The sequence below is a fragment of the Bradyrhizobium sp. WSM1743 genome (assembly GCF_000473065.1).
GTDB lineage: Bacteria > Pseudomonadota > Alphaproteobacteria > Rhizobiales > Xanthobacteraceae > Bradyrhizobium.
On sequence record NZ_AXAZ01000022.1, the window covers coordinates 1 to 19,298 of the forward strand.

At 64.0% G+C, this 19,298-nt stretch carries 17 protein-coding genes; 9 read left to right on the top strand and 8 right to left on the bottom strand.

Features of this window, described 5'->3' with window-relative positions; all coding sequences use genetic code 11:
- From YU9_RS45735 to YU9_RS0115690, 3 genes are all read right to left on the bottom strand, one after another.
- A partial coding sequence (locus tag YU9_RS45735; RefSeq protein ID WP_198028246.1) for a transposase occupies positions 1-173 on the bottom strand: 173 nt, incomplete at its 3' end.
- A 217-nt stretch (positions 174-390) separates the two neighbouring features.
- On the bottom strand, positions 391-1,251 hold the full coding sequence (locus tag YU9_RS0115685) for a prephenate dehydratase (protein ID WP_027573697.1): 861 nt from the start codon (positions 1,249-1,251) through the stop codon (positions 391-393).
- Between the two features lie 21 nt (positions 1,252-1,272).
- Positions 1,273-2,013, bottom strand: coding sequence for a 3-deoxy-manno-octulosonate cytidylyltransferase (locus YU9_RS0115690; protein ID WP_027573698.1), 741 nt, complete (start codon positions 2,011-2,013; stop codon positions 1,273-1,275).
- Between the two features lie 220 nt (positions 2,014-2,233).
- On the opposite strand from YU9_RS0115690, the gene YU9_RS0115695 reads away from it, so the two are divergent.
- The 6 genes from YU9_RS0115695 to YU9_RS0115720 all read left to right on the top strand — a co-directional run bounded on the left by YU9_RS0115695 (position 2,234) and on the right by YU9_RS0115720 (position 10,731).
- Entirely contained in the window at positions 2,234-2,788 is a 555-nt protein-coding gene (locus tag YU9_RS0115695; protein ID WP_027573699.1) for a cytochrome c family protein, read from the top strand.
- A gap of 211 nt (positions 2,789-2,999) precedes the next feature.
- Positions 3,000-4,898 (top strand): extracellular solute-binding protein, encoded by a 1,899-nt coding sequence (locus YU9_RS0115700; RefSeq protein WP_027573700.1) that lies wholly within the window; start codon positions 3,000-3,002, stop codon positions 4,896-4,898.
- Between the two features lie 14 nt (positions 4,899-4,912).
- The gene (locus YU9_RS0115705; protein WP_027573701.1) at positions 4,913-6,799 is read left to right on the top strand and encodes an extracellular solute-binding protein; all 1,887 of its coding nucleotides are present in this window, start codon (positions 4,913-4,915) and stop codon (positions 6,797-6,799) included.
- A gap of 2 nt (positions 6,800-6,801) precedes the next feature.
- Entirely contained in the window at positions 6,802-7,911 is a 1,110-nt protein-coding gene (locus YU9_RS0115710; protein ID WP_027573702.1) for a microcin C ABC transporter permease YejB, read from the top strand.
- Entirely contained in the window at positions 7,911-9,089 is a 1,179-nt protein-coding gene (locus YU9_RS0115715; protein ID WP_027573703.1) for an ABC transporter permease, read from the top strand. Before YU9_RS0115710 ends, YU9_RS0115715 begins: the two co-directional genes overlap by 1 nt.
- A gap of 4 nt (positions 9,090-9,093) precedes the next feature.
- Complete coding sequence (locus tag YU9_RS0115720; RefSeq protein WP_027573704.1) at positions 9,094-10,731, top strand: ABC transporter ATP-binding protein; 1,638 nt, start codon at positions 9,094-9,096, stop codon at positions 10,729-10,731.
- A 130-nt stretch (positions 10,732-10,861) separates the two neighbouring features.
- Here the strand turns inward: YU9_RS0115720 and YU9_RS0115725 are convergent, their stop codons facing one another.
- Both YU9_RS0115725 and YU9_RS0115730 read right to left on the bottom strand, forming a co-directional pair.
- Positions 10,862-11,716 carry a C40 family peptidase gene (locus YU9_RS0115725; protein WP_027573705.1) on the bottom strand — a complete coding sequence of 285 codons (855 nt, stop codon included), beginning with the start codon at positions 11,714-11,716 and terminating at the stop codon, positions 10,862-10,864.
- On the bottom strand, positions 11,709-13,082 hold the full coding sequence (locus YU9_RS0115730; protein ID WP_027573706.1) for a M17 family metallopeptidase: 1,374 nt from the start codon (positions 13,080-13,082) through the stop codon (positions 11,709-11,711). Before YU9_RS0115730 ends, YU9_RS0115725 begins: the two co-directional genes overlap by 8 nt.
- Before the next feature lie 200 nt (positions 13,083-13,282).
- On the opposite strand from YU9_RS0115730, the gene YU9_RS0115735 reads away from it, so the two are divergent.
- The 3 genes from YU9_RS0115735 to YU9_RS0115745 all read left to right on the top strand — a co-directional run bounded on the left by YU9_RS0115735 (position 13,283) and on the right by YU9_RS0115745 (position 15,784).
- Complete coding sequence (locus tag YU9_RS0115735; RefSeq protein ID WP_027573707.1) at positions 13,283-13,486, top strand: hypothetical protein; 204 nt, start codon at positions 13,283-13,285, stop codon at positions 13,484-13,486.
- A 283-nt stretch (positions 13,487-13,769) separates the two neighbouring features.
- Entirely contained in the window at positions 13,770-14,831 is a 1,062-nt protein-coding gene (locus tag YU9_RS41540) for a metallophosphoesterase (RefSeq protein WP_245266399.1), read from the top strand.
- 125 nt (positions 14,832-14,956) lie between these two features.
- Positions 14,957-15,784: a tetratricopeptide repeat protein gene (locus YU9_RS0115745; RefSeq protein ID WP_027573708.1), complete on the top strand. Its 828-nt coding sequence runs from the start codon at positions 14,957-14,959 to the stop codon at positions 15,782-15,784.
- Positions 15,785-15,835: 51 nt separating this feature from the next.
- Here YU9_RS0115745 and YU9_RS0115750 read toward each other — a convergent pair whose 3' ends face one another.
- From YU9_RS0115750 to YU9_RS0115760, 3 genes are read right to left on the bottom strand one after another with little or no spacing between them, the layout of a single operon-like run.
- On the bottom strand, positions 15,836-16,810 hold the full coding sequence (locus tag YU9_RS0115750; protein WP_027573709.1) for a type II secretion system F family protein: 975 nt from the start codon (positions 16,808-16,810) through the stop codon (positions 15,836-15,838).
- Between the two features lie 9 nt (positions 16,811-16,819).
- The gene (locus YU9_RS0115755; protein ID WP_027573710.1) at positions 16,820-17,797 is read right to left on the bottom strand and encodes a type II secretion system F family protein; all 978 of its coding nucleotides are present in this window, start codon (positions 17,795-17,797) and stop codon (positions 16,820-16,822) included.
- A 16-nt stretch (positions 17,798-17,813) separates the two neighbouring features.
- The gene (locus YU9_RS0115760) at positions 17,814-19,283 is read right to left on the bottom strand and encodes a CpaF family protein (protein ID WP_027573711.1); all 1,470 of its coding nucleotides are present in this window, start codon (positions 19,281-19,283) and stop codon (positions 17,814-17,816) included.
- Positions 19,284-19,298: the final 15 nt, after the last annotated feature.

The following is a 19,298-nucleotide window of genomic DNA, read 5'->3' on the forward strand; positions in this document are numbered from 1 at the left end:
GGAGCCGTCCGCGCCGCCATTGGCTCGACGCTCTTGCGATCACCCGGCAACATCAGGCCAGTGCAATAATCGCGCAGCGGTCTCGTCCGCTCCGCGTGACCGATCACGCTACCAAGCCCCGCCACATACTCCGCAAACCGGGTTTTGCTGTCTCCGCCTTGATCGAGATTCATCTGGCCCTCCGCGCGCCAAACATTGAATCCCTACAAATACTTGATTCTCAGCCTCAACGGCTGCGGCCGGATGACTCAGTAAGACTAGGCCGCTCTGGTGCCCCGGACGCAGCGCAGCGCTTCTTCAGCGGTGCGCTGCAGAGCCGGGGCCCATTGCAGCCCCGAGGCTAGCGGCCTCCAGGTCCCGGCTCGCACTTGGCGCGTCCGGGACACGAGACTAGTCCTGCTGCGCCTCGCTGAACGTTGCCCGGAACGGATGCCCCGGATACACGCCGACGATGCGGAATTCGCGCGAGAAGAATTTCAGCTCCTCGATCGCGAAGGCGAGGCCCTTGTCATCGGGGTGGCCTTCGACGTCGGCGTAAAACTGCGTGGCGAAGAAATTGCCGTCGACCATGTAGCTCTCGAGCTTGGTCATGTTGACGCCGTTGGTGGCGAAACCGCCGAGCGCTTTGTAGAGCGCGGCCGGCAAATTGCGCACGCGGAAAACAAAAGTGGTGACGAGCGGGCCGGTGCCTTGGGACGCCCATTTCGGCTCGCGTGCCAACACCACGAAGCGCGTGGTGTTGTGGGCCTCGTCCTCGATGTCCTCGGCGAGGATGTCGAGGCCGTAGATCTTTGCAGCAAGGCGCGAGGCGATCGCGGCGACTGTCTTGTCCTTGCGCTCGGAAATGTCGCGGGCGCTGCCGGCGGTGTCGGCGTGCACGATCGGCTTGATGCCGAGCTTGCGGATGATGCGCCGGCACTGGCCCAGCGCATGCACATGGCTCTCCACGCTCTTGATGTCGTCGAGCTTGGTCCCCTTCACCGCCATCAGCTGGTGCCGCACCGGCAGAAACCATTCGCCGACGATGAAGAGGCCGGAGGCCGGCAGCAGGTGATGGATATCGGCGACGCGGCCGGCGACCGAGTTCTCGATCGGGATCATGCCGAGATCGGCCTCGCCCGAGGAGATCGCCGACAGCGCGTCTTCAAACGTGGCGCAGGGCATCGGTTCGGCGTCGGGATAGGCCTCGACGATGGCGATGTGGGAATTGGCTCCGGGTTCGCCCTGGAATGCGATCTTCATCTTGCTCATGGTCGGCCTTGTAACAGCGCCTCAGGATTTGGAAAGGATGCTGCGCGCGGTTTCGAGATCGGGCGGCGTGTCGACGCCGCGGGGTACGCTGTCGACGATCATGATGTCGATGCGCATGCCGGCCTCCACCGCCCGGAGCTGTTCCAGGCTCTCCTGGCGCTCCAGCGGCGAAGGCGGCAGCGATACGAACCGCTCCAGTGCGGCGCGACGATAGGCGTAAAGGCCGATGTGGTGGTATCGCGGTCCGTTGCCGTAAGGGGCTGTCGCGCGGGTGAAATAAAGTGCCCGCATCCGCTTCGGCCCGATCGGCGAGCCGATCGCCTTCACGACGCTCGGCGCGAGGTCCTCCTCCTCGGTGTGGATCTGCGAGGCCAATGTGACGATGTCGACTGCGGGATCGTCAAAGGGCGGCAGCACCTCGCGGATGGTCGCCGGCGTGATGGTCGGGAAATCGCCTTGGAGATTGATCACGATCTCGGCCTTGCCCTCGGGATCGAGCTTTTGCATGGCCTCGTGGATGCGGTCCGAGCCGGAGGGGTGGTCGGGGCGGGTCATCACAGCCTCGCCGCCATGGGCGGTGACCACGGACGCGATCTCTGGCGTGTCGGTTGCGACAGCGACCCGGCCAATCGCAGCGGCCTCGGCGCGGCGCAGCACATGCACGATCATCGGCAATCCCGCGATATCGGCGAGCGGCTTGCCGGGCAGGCGGGTGGCGGCCATGCGGGCCGGGATCAGCACCAGGATGCGAGGATCGGTCATCGGGTCAAGAGCCTGGAAACGGTGCGTTTTCCGCGCCGAGAAATGGGGTGGGGACGGGCTGAAAGCCGGCTCGCTTATACGGGTTGCCAGACCCCGGGCAAACCGATATCTCAATGGCAAAACTCGGGGAAACAATAAGGAACGTTTTTGATTCTCCCGAGGCTCGTCCTGGCGGCCATCTGGGCCGCTGTTTCCTTCTTGCGGTGGGGCCTGGCCGGAAATGGACTCTTTCGAACTCAATAAGATTCTCGGCGCCGTGCTCGGCACCTGTCTCGTTCTGCTGGTGACGAGCTTCACCGCGAGCGCGCTGTTCTCCCCCAAGATGCCGGAAAAGCCGGGTTTCGAGATCGCGGTGAAGGAAGATGCTGGCCACGGCAAGGAAGGTGGCGCCGCCGCCGCAGCCTCCGAGCCGATCGAAAAGCTGCTCCAGACTGCCTCCGTCGAGAAGGGTGCTGCCGCCGCCAAGAAATGCGGCGCCTGTCACACGTTCGAGAAGGGCGGCCCGAATCGTGTCGGTCCGAACCTCTATGGCGTCGTCGGCGAGAAGAGGGGCGAGGGCCGCGGCGGCTTCAACTTCTCGGCTGCCATGAAGGCCAAGGGCGGCACCTGGACGTTCGACGATCTCAACAAGTTCATCGCCAACCCGAAGGGGTTCATCCCGGGCACCGCGATGGGCTTCGCCGGCATTCCGAAGGACTCCGAGCGCGCCGACGTCATTGCCTATCTGAATTCGCTCTCGGACCATCCTCAGCCGCTGCCGACCGCGTCGAAGTAAGGCCTCCAGAACCCATTTCGGAATGTGCGGCCGGGCTGAAAAGCCTGGCCGTTTCCTTGTCCGGGCCTCGCGACGACGTTATCGGGGCGTTTGGCCGCATCCGATAGGCCACCGGGGCTTCCAAGATGAGGAAAAAGCAACATATTCGGTCGAAACCTCGCCTATATTGGGAACTTAAAGGAGTAGCCTCCTTCAAGACAGGGATGTTGATTTGGCCATTACCCGACGCGATCTCCTGCTCACCGGCACTGCTGCCGCAGCGCTTCCCGCCCTTGGTTCCGTCGCGGGCGTTCCCGTCGGCTCGGCGCAGGCGCAATCAGCAACTGAGCTGCCCTGGCGCCATGCGCTGTCGCTGTTCGGGAAAGTCAAGTACCCCGCCGATTTCAAGCGCTTCGACTATGTCAATCCGGAAGCGCCGAAGGGCGGCTTCGCGCGACAGATCGCCGTCGGCACGTTCGACAATTTCAACATCGTCGTATCAGGCGTGAAGGGGCAGGTCGCCGGTGCCGTCGCCTTCATCTACGAATCCCTCACGACGCCCTCGCTCGACGAGGTCTCGACCGAATACGGTGCGCTGGCCGAGGCGGTCAGCCACCCCGACGACTTCTCCTTCGTCACCTACCGCTTGCGGCCGCAGGCGAAATGGCATGACGGCAAGCCCGTCACGCCGGATGACGTGATCTTCTCGCTCGATTCCTTCAAGAAGCACCATCCGATGTACTCGGCATACTACAGCCATGTGGTGAAGGCCGAGAAGGTCGGTGAGCGTGAGGTGAGGTTCGTGTTCGACGCCCCCGGCAACCGTGAGCTGCCGCAGATCGTGGGGCAACTGATTGTCCTGCCGAAGCATTGGTGGGAGGGGACGGACGCGCAAGGTCGCAAGCGCGATGTCTCCGCCACGACGCTGGAAGTGCCGCTCGGCTCCGGCCCCTACAGGATCAAGGAATTCGTTGCCGGGCGCTCGATCGCGCTGGAGCGCGTCAAGGACTATTGGGGGCGCGACTTTCCCGCCAACGTAGGCCGCAACAATTTCGACGAGCTGCGCTATGAATATTTCCGCGACGCCACTGTCGCGATCGAGGCGTTCAAGGCCGACCAGGTCGATTGGCGCACCGAGAACAGCGCGAAGAACTGGGCGACCGCCTACGACTTCCCGGCCGTCGCTGAAAAGCGCGTGATCCTCGAGGAGTTCGCCAATCGCAGCTCGGGCGTGATGCAGGCCTTCGTGCCGAACCTGCGCCGTGCCAAGTTCAGCGATCCACGCGTGCGGCGTGCGCTCAATTACGCGTTCGATTTCGAGGAGATGAACAAGCAGATCTTCTACGGTCAGTACAAGCGCATCAGCAGCTATTTCGACGGCATCGAAGATCTGATGGCGACCGGCCTGCCGCAGGGGAAGGAGCTCGAAATCCTCGAGACCGTCCGCGCCCAGGTGCCGCCCGAAGTCTTCACCACGGCCTACACCAATCCGGTCGGCGGCAGTCCGGAGGCCGTGCGCGACAATCTGCGCGAGGCGCTGCGCCTGTTCAAGGAGGCCGGTTATGAGGTGCGCGACCGCAAGCTGATCGATGTCAAGACAGGCGCCCAGTTCTCCCTGGAATTGCTGAACTCGGATCCCAGCTTCGAGCGGATCACGCTGTTCTACAAACCGTCGCTGGAGCGGCTAGGCATTGCCGTCACCGTCCGAACGGTCGACCCGACTCAATACGAAAACAGGACCCGCGAGTGGGATTTCGACATCGTCACTAATTCATGGGGCGAGTCGCAGTCGCCAGGTAACGAGCAGCGCGAGTTCTGGTCGTCTAAGACGGCCGATATCGCCGGCTCGCGCAACATCGCAGGCATCAAAAATCCCGCGATCGACAAGCTGATCGAGCGGGTCATCTACGCCACCGATCGCGACGATCTCGTCGCCGCGACCAAGGCACTTGACCGCGTGCTGCTGTGGAATCACTACGTCGTGCCGCAATGGAATTATCCAAAGGTGCGCACCGCGCGCTGGGATCGCTTCGGCCGGCCGACGGAACTGCCCAGATACGGTCAGTCCGGCTTCCCCTTCATCTGGTGGTACGACGCAGACAAGGCGGCACGGATCGCGAAGAAGTCGTGAAGGACATTTCCCGCATGACGCAGATGTCACGCCGCCATGTGTTGGTCTTGGGTGTCGGCGGCGCCCTCGGGGCGTCCGTCGGCGCGCCGCTGCTGCACGGCGCGCGCGCGTCGGAAGCGGCGACCGAGGCGCACGGCATCTCGGCGTTCGGCGATCTCAAATATCCAGCCGACTTCCATCATTTCGATTACGTCAATGTCGACGCGCCGAAGGGCGGTACGTTCTCGCTGATCCCGTCGGTGCGCTCGTACAACCAGTCCTACCAGACCTTCAACTCGCTCAATGCTTTCATCCTGAAGGGCGACGGCGCGCAGGGCATGGACATGACGTTTGCACCTCTGATGGTGCGGGCAAACGACGAGCCCGATGCGATGTATGGGCTTGCCGCCAAATCCGTGCAGATCTCGCCGGACAAGCTGGTCTATCGCTTCACCATGCGGCCCGAGGCGAAATTCCACGACGGCACCAAGCTCACCGCGCACGATGCTGCGTTTTCGCTAACGGCGCTGAAGACCAAGGGACATCCGCTGATCATCGTGCAGATGCGCGACATGGTCAGCGCGGAAGCGCTCGACGATGCGACGCTCGTCGTCACTTTTGCCAAGGGGCGCGCGCGCGACGTGCCGCTTTATGTCGCCGGCCTGCCGATCTTCTCGAAGGCGTACTACGCGTCTCGCCCGTTCGATGAATCGTCTCTGGAGACCCCGCTGGGCTCGGGTCCGTATAAGGTCGGCAAGTTCGAGGTCAATCGCTATATCGAGTATGAGCGGGTGAAGGACTGGTGGGCTGCCGATCTGCCGCCCTGCCGCGGCACCTACAATTTCGATGTCGTGCGCTATGAGTTCTATCGCGACCGCGATGTCGCCTTCGAGGGTTTCACCGGCAAGAGCTATCTCTATCGCGAGGAGTTCACCTCGCGCATCTGGGCGACACGCTATGACTTCCCGGCTGCGAAGGATGGCCGCGTCAAGCTGGAGGTCGTGCCCGACGATACGCCGTCCGGTGCGCAGGGCTGGTTCATCAACACGCGGCGCGACAAATTCAAAGATCCGCGCGTGCGCGAGGCCCTGATCAACGCCTTCGATTTCGAGTGGACCAACAAAACCATCATGTATGGCGCTTATGCCCGTACGGTATCGCCATTCCAGAACTCGGACCTCATGGCCGGCAATGGGCCTCCTTCGCCGGAGGAGCTGAAGCTGCTCGAGCCCTTCCGCGGTCGGGTTCCTGACGAAGTGTTCGCTGCGCCGTTCACGCCTCCGGTGTCGGACGGCTCCGGGCAAGATCGCAGCCTGTTGCGCAAGGCGCAGCAACTGCTGAACGAAGCCGGCGTGCCGATCAAGGATGGCAGGCGAGTGCTGCCGAATGGCGAGGTGTTCAGGATCGAGTTCCTGCTGGATGAGCCTTCGTTCCAGCCGCACCACGCGCCCTACATCAAGAATCTCGCGACGCTTGGCATCGAGGCGAGCGTCCGCCTGGTCGATGCCGTGCAACACAAGGCGCGCCAGGAAGATTTCGATTTCGACATGACGATCCAGCGCTTCAGCATGTCGGCGACACCAGGCGATGCCATGCGCGCGTTCTTCTCCTCGCAGGTGGCGAACACCAAGGGCTCGTATAATCTCGCGGGCGTCGCCAGCCCGGCGATCGATGCCATGATCGAGAAGATCATGGCGGCCGACAGCCGCGAAGAGTTGACCGTCGCCTGCCGCGCTTTCGATCGCCTGTTCCGCGCCGGCCGCTATTGGGTGCCGCAATGGTACAACAAGACGCACCGGCTGGCTTATTGGGATCAGTTCGGCCATCCGCAGAAGCTGCCGCGCTATGCCAACGGCGTCGGCGCGCCCGACATCTGGTGGCATGAACCGGCCAAGGCGGCCAAGCTCGAGCAGGCAAAATAGCCATGAGCGCCTATATCGCCCGCCGCATCCTCCTGATGATCCCGACCCTGCTCGGGATTCTCTTCGTGTCCTTCGTCGTCGTGCAGTTCGCGCCGGGCGGCCCGGTCGAGCGCGTGATCGCGCAGCTCTCGGGCGCCGATACCGGCGGCACGTCGCGCATTTCGGGCGGCGGCGATTTTGCGCAGCGCGCACCTGGTCAGGTCGGTGCCGGTGGCGACGCCATCAACTCGAAATATCGCGGCGCGCAGGGGCTCGACCCCGATTTCATCAAGAAGCTGGAGGTGCAGTTCGGCTTCGACAAGCCGGCACCGGAGCGCTTTCTGCTGATGGTGTGGAATTTCGCCCGGTTCGACTTCGGCAAGAGCTATTTTCGCGACGTCAGCGTGCTTCAGCTCATCAAGGAGAAGCTGCCCGTCTCGATCTCGCTTGGCATCTGGCTGACGCTTCTGACCTACCTGATCTCGATTCCGCTCGGCATTCGCAAGGCCGTGAACGACGGCGCGCGGTTCGACACCTGGACGTCGACGGTGCTCGTGCTCGGCTATGCGATTCCCGGCTTCCTGTTCGCGATCTTGCTCATCATCCTGTTTGCCGGTGGCTCGTTCTTCAACTGGTTCCCGCTGCGCGGACTGACATCGGACGGCTGGTCGCAATTTCCCTGGTACTGGAAGATCCTCGACTATTTCTGGCATCTGACGCTGCCGCTGATCGCCATGGGGCTTGGCGCGTTCACCACCATGACGTTCCTGACCAAGAACTCGTTCCTGGACGAGATCCGCAAGCAATACGTCATGACCGCGCGGGCCAAGGGCTGCAGTGAGGGCCGCGTGCTTTATGGCCACGTCTTCCGCAACGCGATGCTGATCGTGATCGCCGGTTTCCCCGGGACCTTCATCCACGCCTTTTTTTCAGGCTCGCTTCTGATCGAGACCATCTTCTCGCTGGACGGGCTCGGGCTGCTCAGCTTCGAAAGCGTGCTCAACCGCGACTATCCCGTGGTGTTCGGCACGCTCTACATCTTTTCGCTGGTCGGCCTCGTGATCAATTTGATCTCCGACCTAACCTATATGTGGATCGACCCTCGGATCGATTTCGAGGCGCGGGAGGTCTGATGACGATTACCGCGCCGACGCCGATCGAGACCACGGCCAAGTCTCCGCTGGGAGGGGTCGTACCGATCACGCGCAAGCCCTTCGCGCCTTCGCCACTCAACAGGCGGCGTTGGCAGAACTTCAAGGCCAACCGGCGCGGTTACTGGTCGTTCTGGATCTTCATCGGCCTGTTCGTGATCTCCCTGTTTGCCGAGCTGATTGCCAACGATCGGCCGTTCTTGATCAAGTTCGACGGCCGCCTGTACTGGCCCGCCTTCGTGACCTATTCGGAAACGACCTTCGGCGGCGATTTCGAGACGGCGGCCGACTACCGCGATCCCTATTTGCAGAAGCTGATCAAGGACAAGGGCGGCAGCATCGTCTGGCCGCTGATCCGTTACTCCTACGACACCCACAATCTCGACCTGCCGACGCCGGCGCCGTCGCCGCCGACCTGGATGCTGACGGAGAAGCAGTGCAAGCCGGTGGTGGAGAAGAAGGGGCTGAAGAGCTGCCGCGATCTCGAATACAACTGGCTCGGCACCGACGATCAGGGCCGCGACGTGGTGGCGCGATTGATCTACGGCTTCCGCATCTCGGTGCTGTTCGGCCTTTGTCTCACGATCGTTTCGTCCGTCATCGGCATCGCGGCGGGAGCGGTGCAGGGCTATTTCGGCGGCCGGGTCGATCTCATCTTCCAGCGCTTCATCGAGATCTGGACGGCGATTCCCTCGCTCTATCTACTCCTGATCCTGTCCTCGGTCCTCGTGCCCGGCTTCTTCGTGCTGCTCGGAATCCTGCTGCTGTTCTCCTGGGTCTCGCTGGTCGGGCTGGTGCGGGCCGAGTTCCTGCGCGGGCGCAATTTCGAATACATTCAGGCGGCGCGGGCGCTCGGCGTCTCCAACCCGGTCATCATGTTCCGTCACCTGCTGCCGAACGCGATGGTCGCGACCATGACGTTCCTGCCATTCATCGTGTCGAGCTCGGTGATGACACTGACGGCCCTCGATTTCCTCGGCTTCGGCCTGCCGCCCGGTTCGCCCTCGCTCGGCGAGCTCCTGTCGCAGGCCAAGGCCAATGTGCAGGCACCATGGCTCGGCTTCTCCGGATTCTTCTCGGTCGCGATCATGCTGTCGCTGCTGATCTTCATCGGCGAAGCCGTGCGCGACGCCTTCGATCCGCGCAAGACGTTCAGGTAAGCTAATGGACGCGATAAACCAACCCCTGCTTGCCGTGCGCGACCTCTCGGTGGCCTTTCACCAGGGCGGCGCCACCACGCTCGCGGTCGACAAGGTCTCGTTCCAGATCAAGCGCGGCGAGTGCGTGGCGCTGGTCGGCGAGTCCGGCTCCGGCAAGTCGGTCAGCGCGCTCTCGATCTTGAAGCTGCTGCCGTACCCGAACGCCTCGCATCCTTCGGGCAGCATCCGTTTCAAGGGGCAGGAGCTGATCGACCAATCCGAGCAGCAGATGCGGGAGATCAGAGGCAGCGACATCTCCATCATCTTCCAGGAGCCGATGACCTCGCTCAATCCGCTGCATACGATCGAGGCGCAGATCGGCGAGATCATCCAGCTGCATAATCCCACCAGCAATGCCGAGGCGCGCAGACGGACGCTGGAGCTGCTGACCCAGGTCGGCATTCCCGAGCCCGAGACTCGGCTGAAGAGCTATCCGCACCAGCTCTCCGGCGGCCAGCGCCAGCGCGTGATGATCGCGATGGCGCTCGCCAACGAGCCGGATCTGTTGATCGCGGACGAGCCGACCACGGCGCTCGACGTCACCGTGCAGGCGCAGATCCTGGCGCTGCTTGCCGAGATCCGCTCGCGCCTCGGCATGAGCCTGCTGTTCATCACCCACGATCTCGGCATCGTCCGCCGCATCGCCGACACGGTTTGCGTCATGAAGGGCGGCGTGATCGTCGAGCAGGGGCCGGTCGAGCAGGTCTTCAAGACCCCGAAACATCCCTATACGCGCGACCTGCTCGCGGCGGAGCCGAAGCCCGATCCGGCGCCGCCGCAGCCGGGTGCGCCGGTGGTGATGTCGGCCGATGATCTCAAAGTCTGGTTTCCGATCAGGCGCGGCTTGATGCGCAAGACGGTCGGCCACATCAAGGCGGTTGACGGCGTCAGCGTCGCCGTGCGCAAGGGCGAGACCCTCGGCGTCGTCGGCGAATCCGGCTCGGGCAAGACCACGCTGGGGCTGGCGCTGTTGCGGCTGATCTCCTCGAACGGCCGCATTGTGTTCCTCGGCAATGACATCCAGGGTCTGCGCTTCAAGGAGATGCGCCCCTTCCGGCGCGACATGCAGATCGTGTTCCAGGATCCGTTCGGCTCGCTCTCACCGCGCATGTCGGTCGCCGACATCATCGCCGAGGGCCTCTCCGTGCATCAGCCGAACCTGTCGCGCGAGGAGCGCGAGGCGCGGGTCGTCAAGGCGCTCGAGGATGTCGGGCTCGATCCGGATACGCGCTTCCGCTATCCGCACGAATTCTCCGGCGGCCAGCGCCAGCGCATCAGCATCGCGCGAGCGGTGGTGCTGGAGCCGGATTTTGTCGTGCTGGACGAGCCGACCAGCGCGCTCGACATGCTGTTCCAGGCGCAGATGGTCGATCTCTTGCGCGAGCTCCAGCGCAAGCGTGACCTCACCTACATGTTCATCTCGCACGACTTACGCGTCGTCGCCTCGCTCGCCAGCCATCTCATCGTGATGCGCGGTGGCAAGGTGATGGAGGAGGGGCAAGCTGCCGAGCTGTTCAGGAATCCGAAGACGGATTACACCCGCGCGCTGTTCGCCGCGGCGTTCCGGCTGGAAACGGCCGGGAATGGGTCGGTGGCGACGTAGGAATTGGCGTCATTCCGGGGCGCGCGTAGCGCGAACCCGGAATCCAGAGATGACGGCGCGAGATTCTCAGGTGCGCAATTGCGCACCATAGTTCACGCGCTGCGCGCGTGCCCCGCAATGACAAGAATAATCAGAGCCGCTTGACCGCCACGACCTCGCTGCCGGCCTGCCTGATCCGCGCAATCGCGGGCTCGATCGGTTCGATCACGGTCGCCATGTGATAGGCATTGGCGTGAACCATGGTGTTGCCATCGCGGACGATGGCGACATGGCCCTTCCAGAAAATCAGGTCGCCGCGCAGCAAGCTGCCTCGCTCACGCGGCTCCAGGGTACGTCCGAGACCCGCCAGCTGCATGTCGCTGTCGCGCGGGCAGCCGATGCCGGCAGCGGTCAACGACACCTGCACGAGGCCCGAGCAATCGATGCCGAGGCTGCTCTTGCCGCCCCACAGATAGGGCGTGCCGACGAAGCGCTCGGCGACGGCAACGATATCCGGCTCGCGATGATCTAGCGGAACGAGATGCGTCTTCGGCAAGAATGCCCCGTCGCGCGTCACGGCGAAGCTGCCATCCTCGCGCACGATTGTCAGCTTTGACCCCAGTACCAGCGTGTCGGCGGGCGGCAGCTTGATCGACGGGCCGGGAAACGCAAACGTCCGAAGTACGCTGACCATGTGCGTCGGCGCGGCCGTCGGCTTCAAGAGCGCCGCGTCGGGAAGCCAGCCGACATAGCCATCGCTCTTGAGCTGGCCCCAGGCCCAACCCTCGCCGTTGCGGTCGTAGACCGTGACGCGCTCGCCGCGCAGCGTCTCCGTCATCAGCATCGCGCTCGAGGACGGCTGCTCGCGCACCGGCGCGATCGCTTCGATCACCTCGAATTCTTCCCCGGTGACGAAGCGCTCCGCTTCGACCTTGCCTTCGAGATATTTCGCGGCGATATCGCCCCGCGCCGGCGTCAGCCTTGGATCGTGTCTTGGATCATGCATAGCGCTCGCTCAGCAATGCGTAGATGGCGCGCGCGGCCTGGCACTCGCCGCCCTCGGGCCGCGCCGGCTTCGCCGATGGCGTCCAGCCGTAGATGTCGACATGCAGCCAGCTCTTGGCGTGCTCGATGAAGCGCTGCAGGAACAGGGCGCAGGTGATCGAGCCGGCAAAGCCGCCCGACGGCGCATTGGTGATGGTGGCGGTCTTGGAGTCCAGCCACGCATCGTAAGGCAGCCACAGCGGCATGCGCCACAATGGATCGTTCTCCTTCACTGCGCAGCGCGCGACGTCGGCGGCCAGGGTCTCATCATTGGTGTAAAAGGGCGGTAAATCCGGCCCGAGCGCAACGCGCGCCGCGCCGGTCAGTGTACCGAGGTCAATCAGAAGATCCGGCTTCTCCTCGTCCGCCAGCGCCAGCGCGTCGGCAAGCACGAGCCGGCCTTCCGCGTCGGTGTTGCCGATCTCGACCGTGATGCCCTTGCGCGACGTAAAGATGTCGAGCGGACGGAAGGCATTGCCCGCGACAGCGTTCTCCACCGCCGGAATCAGCACGCGCAGTCGCACCTTCAGCTTCGCATCCATCACCATGCGCGCCAGCGCGAGCACGTTGGCGGCGCCGCCCATGTCTTTCTTCATGATCAGCATGCCGCTCGACTGCTTCAGGTCGAGCCCGCCGGTGTCGAAGCACACGCCTTTGCCCACCAACGTCACCTTGGGATGTTCAGGATCGCCCCAGCCGATGTCGATCAGCCGCGGCGCGCGGCTAGAGGCCATGCCGACGGCGTGGATCAACGGGAAGTTCGTCTTCAGATCCTCGCCGCTGGTGCAGGCGAAGCTTGCGCCGAACTCGGCGGCGAGCGCCTGGGCGGCTGCGGCGAGTTCCGACGGGCCCATGTCGTTGGACGGCGTGTTGATGAGGTCGCGCGCGAGCATTGCGGCATCGGCGATCCGCTCGATCTCGGCCGCGTCGACACCGTCTGGCGGCACCAGCCGGACCTCGGGGCGATCAGCCTTGCGGTAGCGGGCGAAGCGATAGCATCCCAGTGCGAAGGCGAGCGCCGCCAGCCGCGCATCGTGCGGTTCATTGGCAAAGCGATAGGTGCCCGGCGGCAGCAGGCCGGGCAGGGCGCCGGGTCGGAACAGGTCGCGCGATCTGGCACCCGCGTCTTCGAGTCCGAACAGCACCTGTGCGATGGCGCCGTCGGACGCGGGCAGCGCCAGATAGCCGCCTGGCTTGGCGGCAAAGGCGCTCGCGCTCGCGAACTGGCGTTGCGCCGGCGGCAGCGTCTCGGCGACCTGATCCCAGCTCGATTTGGTGACGAAGATGATCGGGGTGGCGGTGGGTGACGTCTCGAAGACAGAAGGCATTGGCGGGTCCGGATCGTCGGATCAAGCAGGTCATGCGAACGGACGAGACTTCGCAGAGTTTCGCCGCCGCTGCAATCGGCTTTGCCGTCACCGTTCAGCGAGCCGCTACTCGCCGCAAGGGGGCCATGCTAGGTTCCGGGAGCGGCCGCCAGATGTGGAGATCGCCGGCGACCGACGAGGAAGCGCCGGGAGGAAATGCGATGGAATTCGTGTGGAGCGTGGTCACATTCATCGGCCAGGCCGTCGAGGCGATTCTTGGCTATGTCGAGCATCACCATTGGATCTTCGCGTTCCTTGCCGGCGGTTACGTCTTCTATCTCCACGACCGCTCCATCCACGCGCGATTCGATGCGCTCGACAAGCGCGTCGACGAGATCCGCAAGCGGCTCGCCATCGAATATTGACCTGGCGAGACGAAACCGTCCTCGGGCGGATCTCGTATCTCACGCCGAGAACTGCCGTTCGCATGGACACAATCGCAGGGCTTTACTAGCGCCTTGGTTGTGGCATTATTGACGAACATTTTAGATTGTGTTGCTCGCTCTGCATGCTCCGAACGCAGACACGCGGCGGCACGTGATTGATACCTGCCCAGCTTCATTCTTGGCTGATGCGGCCTGAATCCGTTGGTCGAAGCATTTCTCTCATCGTTTGGGCGGCGCAGCATTTGCAGATGAGCGGCGCAAAATGGATAGATCGTTCGTTATTGCGCAGATTTCCGACCTGCATCTGGACGGGTCGGGCCGGCTGCTCCCGACCATCGAGACACTCACGGCCGCGATTCGCGAGAACATGACGGGCGTCACGGATGTCCCCGATCGCATCCTGCTGATCACGGGGGATCTGGTGGACGACCCGACGCCGCGCGCGCTCGACGAGGCGCTCGCCGTCATCGCGTCCTTCCGGCAGACCGGGCTGTTCACCGACATCCAGGCCGTTGCCGGCAATCGCGATGCCAAGCGGCCGAGCCAGCGTGCAGGCCGTCATGACGCATACGATTATCTGCACCTGCCGCGGACCTCGAAGAGTATCTACTACCGGCAGGCAGGCCTCGACCTGGTGCTGCTCGATTCCAATCGCGCAAGCCTCATGACGCTCGCGAGCGGCAAGATCGACGAGAGCGCTTACCAGGCGATGGTCGCAGATTCCGCCCGGCTGAGCGCCGAGCTCGCGGGCAGCATGGGTTGTGCGGGGCGTGCCGATTATGCCGAGCCGGCGGAAAACCTGGTGCGTGTGCTGGCCCTGCACCATCATCCGCTGCCGCAGGCGACCGGCGAAGGAAAGCGCTTTCTCGGCGTGCCCGACGAACCGCTGATGTATCTCGCCGCACCCGCGACCTTCCTCGAGGCCGCCACCTCGATCAACGTCGATCTGGTTCTGCACGGTCATCGCCATGTCGAGGGACTGACCCGCTATTCCATTCCCGATCCGCGCGCGACGTCGCGCGAGAGCGGGGAGGCGTTCTGGCGCACGATCTACGTGGTCTCCTGTCCATCCTCGACTGGGCAAGCCGGCGATGCTGCCGGCTTCAACCTCATCCATTTCGGCCTCGCGTCCCGTGCCGCGCGCACGGAGCACCGTTTCGCGATCACTCGCTATTCAAGGCAGCGCAACGATTCCGTCTTCAGGCCGCTCGATTCGAACCTGCCGGACGGCGTCATCAGGCTGCCGGCAGGGCGGGACTTTTCCCGTGATCCGGCAGTCCAGTCGGCGATCGACGCTCGGCCTCGAACTGGACCTCGGCGGTGAAGGGCCGCCGTAACAATCGCCGCCGTGAGAGCGGTGGGCCCGAGACGGCGTTAACCGGCCGTTAGGGTTAACATTCTATTGCTGGCGCGTTCGGCTCGGTCGAGCGGCTCGAGAGTCAAGGCGTCATGCGTCAACGGATCAGTCTTACCCGGCTACTTGCCTCCACGTCGCTGGTCGCGACGATGGCGATGGGCCTCGGCGGCTGCACGGCCATGTCGAAACTCTCCGAGGTAACGGGCTCGGTCGGCCCTCGGGCGGAGGCTACTCCCGCCGATCGTGCGCCCAGCGATCCAGCGCGTGCCGTCGAAGTCTACGGCGACCGCTACCGCGCCAATCCCAAGGATGCCGACGCCGCACTCGCCTACGGTCAGGCCTTGCGGGCCAACGGCCAGCGCGCCCAGGCCGCCGCCGTGCTTGAGCAGGCGACCATCGCCAATCCCGGCAACAAGGCGCTGCTTGCCCAGTACGGCCGCGCACTCGCCGACAACGGTAATTTCCAGCAGGCCTACGACGTCCTGTCGAAGGCGCATTCGCCCGACAATCCGGACTGGCGCCTGCTCTCGGTACAGGGCACCGCGCTGGACCAGATGGGCCGTCATGAGGAGGCGCGATCCTATTACGCGAGCGCGCTGAAGATCGCACCGGGCGATCCCGGCGTGCTCTCCAATCTCGGCCTGTCCTACATGTTGTCTAGAGAGCTGCCGAAAGCGGAAGAGGCGCTGCGGCAGGCCTATGCCTCGCCGCGTGCGAGCGCCCGGGTGCGGCAGAACCTCGCCTTGGTGGTCGGCCTCCAGGGCCGCTTCGCGGAAGCGGAGACCATCGTGAAGGCGGACCTGCCACCGGATCAGGCCGCGGCCAATGTCGCCTATCTCAAGGATATGCTGAGCCGCAGCGACGCCCCGCGCGGCGCACCGAAGCGGACGCCGGTTGCTTCGCTAAGCCAGCCCGACTGATCAGATCTGATCTTCCTGGCCTTCGTGGCGGACCGTGCGGTCCAGCCCGGCTCATTGCATCTCCGTGACCTTGATGGCGGTGGGTCCGAGAATGACAACGAACAGCACCGGCAGGAAGAACAGGATCATCGGCACCGTGAGCTTCGGCGGCAGCGCGGCCGCCTTCTTCTCGGCCTCGTTCATGCGCATGTCGCGATTCTCCTGCGCCATGACGCGCAAGGAATGGCCGAGCGGGGTGCCGTAACGTTCCGCCTGCTGCAGCGCCAGACATACCGACTTGACTCCCTCGAGCCCGGTCCGCCGTGCCAGATTCTCATAAGCGACCTTGCGATCCTGCAGATAGGACAGCTCGGCCGTGGTCAGGGTGAACTCCTCCGACAGCGCGATCGACTGGCCCACGATTTCGGTCGCAACCTTCCGGAATGCCATCTCGACCGACATGCCGGATTCGATGCAGATCAGGAGCAGGTCGAGCGCGTCGGGAAAGGCACGCTTGATCGAGAGCTGGCGCTTGGAGATCGCATTCCTGAGGAACAGCATTGGCGCCTGAAGGCCGAGATAGGCGGCGCCGACGCAGATGCCGATCTTGATCGGCATCGCCTGCTGCATATGTGCGATCACGAAGACGTAGAGGACCGAGCCGATCAAGAGCACGATCGGGGCGACCATGCGGGCAAACAGGAAGGTGACATAGGGCGCCTGGCCACGGTAACCTGCCATGATGAGCTTGTCCCGCGCAGCTTCCTGCGCGAGCCATTTGGTCAGGTTGAAGTCCTCGACCACCTTGGAGACGAGTTGCTTCGGCGTCTGGCGCAGCGAGACCTTCTCGTTCTTGTTAAGACGCTCACGCTCGCGCTGCCGGATGCGCTCACGCTCGCTCGCCACCGCCTTCATGCGCTTGGAGAGGCCCTCGCCTGCGAACAACGGCATCACCAGCGTATAGACGGTGGCGCTCGCGGCGATGGCCGCGAGCAGCATGGTCATGAAACGGACGTCGTGCAGTTTCGAGACGAGGAATTCGACCATACGACACCGTCAGAAATCGAAATTGATCATCTTCTTCATCACCAAGATGCCGATCGACATCCAGACGACGCAGCCGACCAGCATCAGCTGTCCGGTTGGATGAGTCCAAAGTACCGAGATATATTGCGGCGTCGTGAGATAGACCAGGAACATCACGATCGGCGGCAGCGAGCCGATGATGCCGGCCGAGGCCTTAGCCTCCATCGACATCGCCTGGATCTTTTCCTTCATCTTCTTGCGGTCGCGCAGCACCTTGGAGAGGTTGCCGAGCGCTTCGGAGAGGTTGCCGCCCGACTTCTGCTGGATCGACACCACGATGCCGAAGAAATTGGCCTCCGGCAGCGGCATGCGCTCGTAGAGCCGCGCGCAGGCCTCACCAAGGGGCATGCCGATCGCCTGCGTCTCGATGATGGTCAGGAACTCGCTGCGCAGCGGCTCGGGCGCATCGGCGGCCACGACCTTGATCGATTCGAACAGGGGAAGGCCCGCCTTGATGCCGCGGACGATCACGTCGACCGCGTCGGGCAGCGCAGCCAGGAACTTGGTTTCGCGACGCTTCTTCAGGAAGCCGAGTGCCCAGCGCGGCAGGCCGAAGCCGCCGGCAAAAGCAAGCCCGGCGGCGCCGATCAGGCCGCCGCCGCCGAACAGAGCGGCCGCGAAGAATACGCCCGCCACGACGGCGGACACGATCCAGAATTTCTGCGGCGTCCAGTCGAGCCCCGCCTGCGACAGGCGGACGCTGAGCGGAGCGCTCTTCTCCTGCGCGCGCCGCGCCTCGAGGTCCTTGAGCGTGGTCTCGACCTGCTCGCGGCGCGAGCGCTGGGTCTTCTCGGCCTGACGGGCCGTGGGCGCCTCGGCGCGCGCGACCGAGGCGCGCCGGCTTTCCGCCTTTCGTTCCCCGGACAGCAGCGGATAGAGGAAGACCCAGGCGATGCCACCGACCGCTGCGGTGGCGAGGAAGGCGAGGGCGAGGACCTGCATGTTCATGGCGGTGCTGACCTGCTCATGTCTTCGGAGCGACTTCCGCCGCGTCCAGCGCCGCGGCAAGGCGCTTCTCCTCGCCGTAATAGCGAGCGCGTTCCCAGAACCTCGGACGGCCGATACCGGTCGAGCGGTGTCGGCCGATGATCTTGCCGTTGGCGTCCTCGCCGACCATGTCGTAGAGGAAGATGTCCTGGGTGATGATGGTGTCACCTTCCATGCCCATCACCTCGGTGATGTGGGTGATGCGGCGGGAACCGTCACGCAGGCGTGCGGCCTGAATGATGACGTCGATCGAGGCGCAGATCATCTCGCGGATGGTGCGCGAGGGCAGCGAGAAGCCGCCCATTGTGATCATGGATTCGCAGCGCGACAGCGCCTCGCGCGGGTTGTTAGCATGCAGCGTGCCCATCGACCCGTCATGGCCGGTGTTCATGGCCTGGAGCAGGTCGAAGGCCTCGGGTCCGCGGACCTCGCCGACGATGATGCGTTCGGGCCGCATACGCAGGCAGTTGCGCACCAATTCGCGCATGGTGATCTGGCCCTCGCCCTCGATATTGGGCGGGCGGGTTTCGAGCCGCACCACATGGGGCTGCTGAAGCTGGAGCTCGGCGGCGTCCTCGCAGGTGATGACGCGCTCGTCGTGCTCGATGTAATTGGTGAGGCAGTTGAGCAGCGTGGTCTTGCCGGAGCCGGTACCGCCGGAGATCAGCACGTTGCAGCGGACGCGGCCGATGATCTGGAGGATCTCGGCGCCTTCCGGCGTGATCGCGCCGAATTTGACGAGCTGATCCAGCGTCAGCTTGTCCTTCTTGAATTTGCGGATGGTAAGCGCGGGGCCGTCAATCGACAGCGGCGGCACGATGGCGTTGACGCGAGAGCCGTCGGCGAGGCGTGCGTCGCAGATCGGCGAGGATTCGTCGACGCGCCGGCCGACCTGGCTGACGATGCGCTGGCAGATGTTGAGAAGCTGTTGGTTGTCGCGGAAGCGGATGCCGGTGCGCTGGATCTTGCCGCCGACCTCGATGTAGACGGTGTTGGCGCCGTTGACCATGATGTCGGCGATGTCGTCGCGCGACAACAGCGGTTCGAGCGGGCCGTAGCCGAGAACGTCGTTGCAGATGTCGTCGAGCAGCTCCTCCTGCTCGGCGATCGACATCACGATGTTCTTGATCGCGATGATCTCGTTGACGATATCGCGGATTTCCTCGCGCGCGGACTCCGAATCCAGCTTGGCGAGCTGGGCAAGGTCGATGGCCTCGATCAGTGCGCCGAAGATGGTCGCCTTGACCTCGTAATAATTATCCGAACGCCGGCTCTCCATGGCCGGAGGTGGCGGGGCCTTGGCGGGAGCGAGCGGCGGCGAGGTGACGGCCGGCGGAGGCGGAGCGCGCGACACCGTCGGCGCCTGAGCCTGGGCAGGCTCGAGCGACACGGCGCCGGGCTTGGGCGCCCGAAAGTCGGTGTCTGTTCCGCTACGCTTACCGAACACTTAACAACTCCATGC

What these genes read in the sequence shown, in the direction of transcription:
- YU9_RS0115685 (WP_027573697.1), bottom strand. Translation starts at nt 1,251, where the DNA reads ATGAGCAAGATGAAGATCGCATTCCAGGGCGAACCCGGAGCCAATTCC.
- YU9_RS0115690 (WP_027573698.1), bottom strand. Translation starts at nt 2,013, where the DNA reads ATGACCGATCCTCGCATCCTGGTGCTGATCCCGGCCCGCATGGCCGCC.
- YU9_RS0115695 (WP_027573699.1), top strand. Translation starts at nt 2,234, where the DNA reads ATGGACTCTTTCGAACTCAATAAGATTCTCGGCGCCGTGCTCGGCACC.
- YU9_RS0115705 (WP_027573701.1), top strand. Translation starts at nt 4,913, where the DNA reads ATGACGCAGATGTCACGCCGCCATGTGTTGGTCTTGGGTGTCGGCGGC.
- YU9_RS0115710 (WP_027573702.1), top strand. Translation starts at nt 6,802, where the DNA reads ATGAGCGCCTATATCGCCCGCCGCATCCTCCTGATGATCCCGACCCTG.
- YU9_RS0115715 (WP_027573703.1), top strand. Translation starts at nt 7,911, where the DNA reads ATGACGATTACCGCGCCGACGCCGATCGAGACCACGGCCAAGTCTCCG.
- YU9_RS0115720 (WP_027573704.1), top strand. Translation starts at nt 9,094, where the DNA reads ATGGACGCGATAAACCAACCCCTGCTTGCCGTGCGCGACCTCTCGGTG.
- YU9_RS0115725 (WP_027573705.1), bottom strand. Translation starts at nt 11,716, where the DNA reads ATGCATGATCCAAGACACGATCCAAGGCTGACGCCGGCGCGGGGCGAT.
- YU9_RS0115730 (WP_027573706.1), bottom strand. Translation starts at nt 13,082, where the DNA reads ATGCCTTCTGTCTTCGAGACGTCACCCACCGCCACCCCGATCATCTTC.
- YU9_RS0115735 (WP_027573707.1), top strand. Translation starts at nt 13,283, where the DNA reads ATGGAATTCGTGTGGAGCGTGGTCACATTCATCGGCCAGGCCGTCGAG.
- YU9_RS41540 (WP_245266399.1), top strand. Translation starts at nt 13,770, where the DNA reads ATGGATAGATCGTTCGTTATTGCGCAGATTTCCGACCTGCATCTGGAC.
- YU9_RS0115745 (WP_027573708.1), top strand. Translation starts at nt 14,957, where the DNA reads ATGCGTCAACGGATCAGTCTTACCCGGCTACTTGCCTCCACGTCGCTG.
- YU9_RS0115750 (WP_027573709.1), bottom strand. Translation starts at nt 16,810, where the DNA reads ATGGTCGAATTCCTCGTCTCGAAACTGCACGACGTCCGTTTCATGACC.
- YU9_RS0115755 (WP_027573710.1), bottom strand. Translation starts at nt 17,797, where the DNA reads ATGAACATGCAGGTCCTCGCCCTCGCCTTCCTCGCCACCGCAGCGGTC.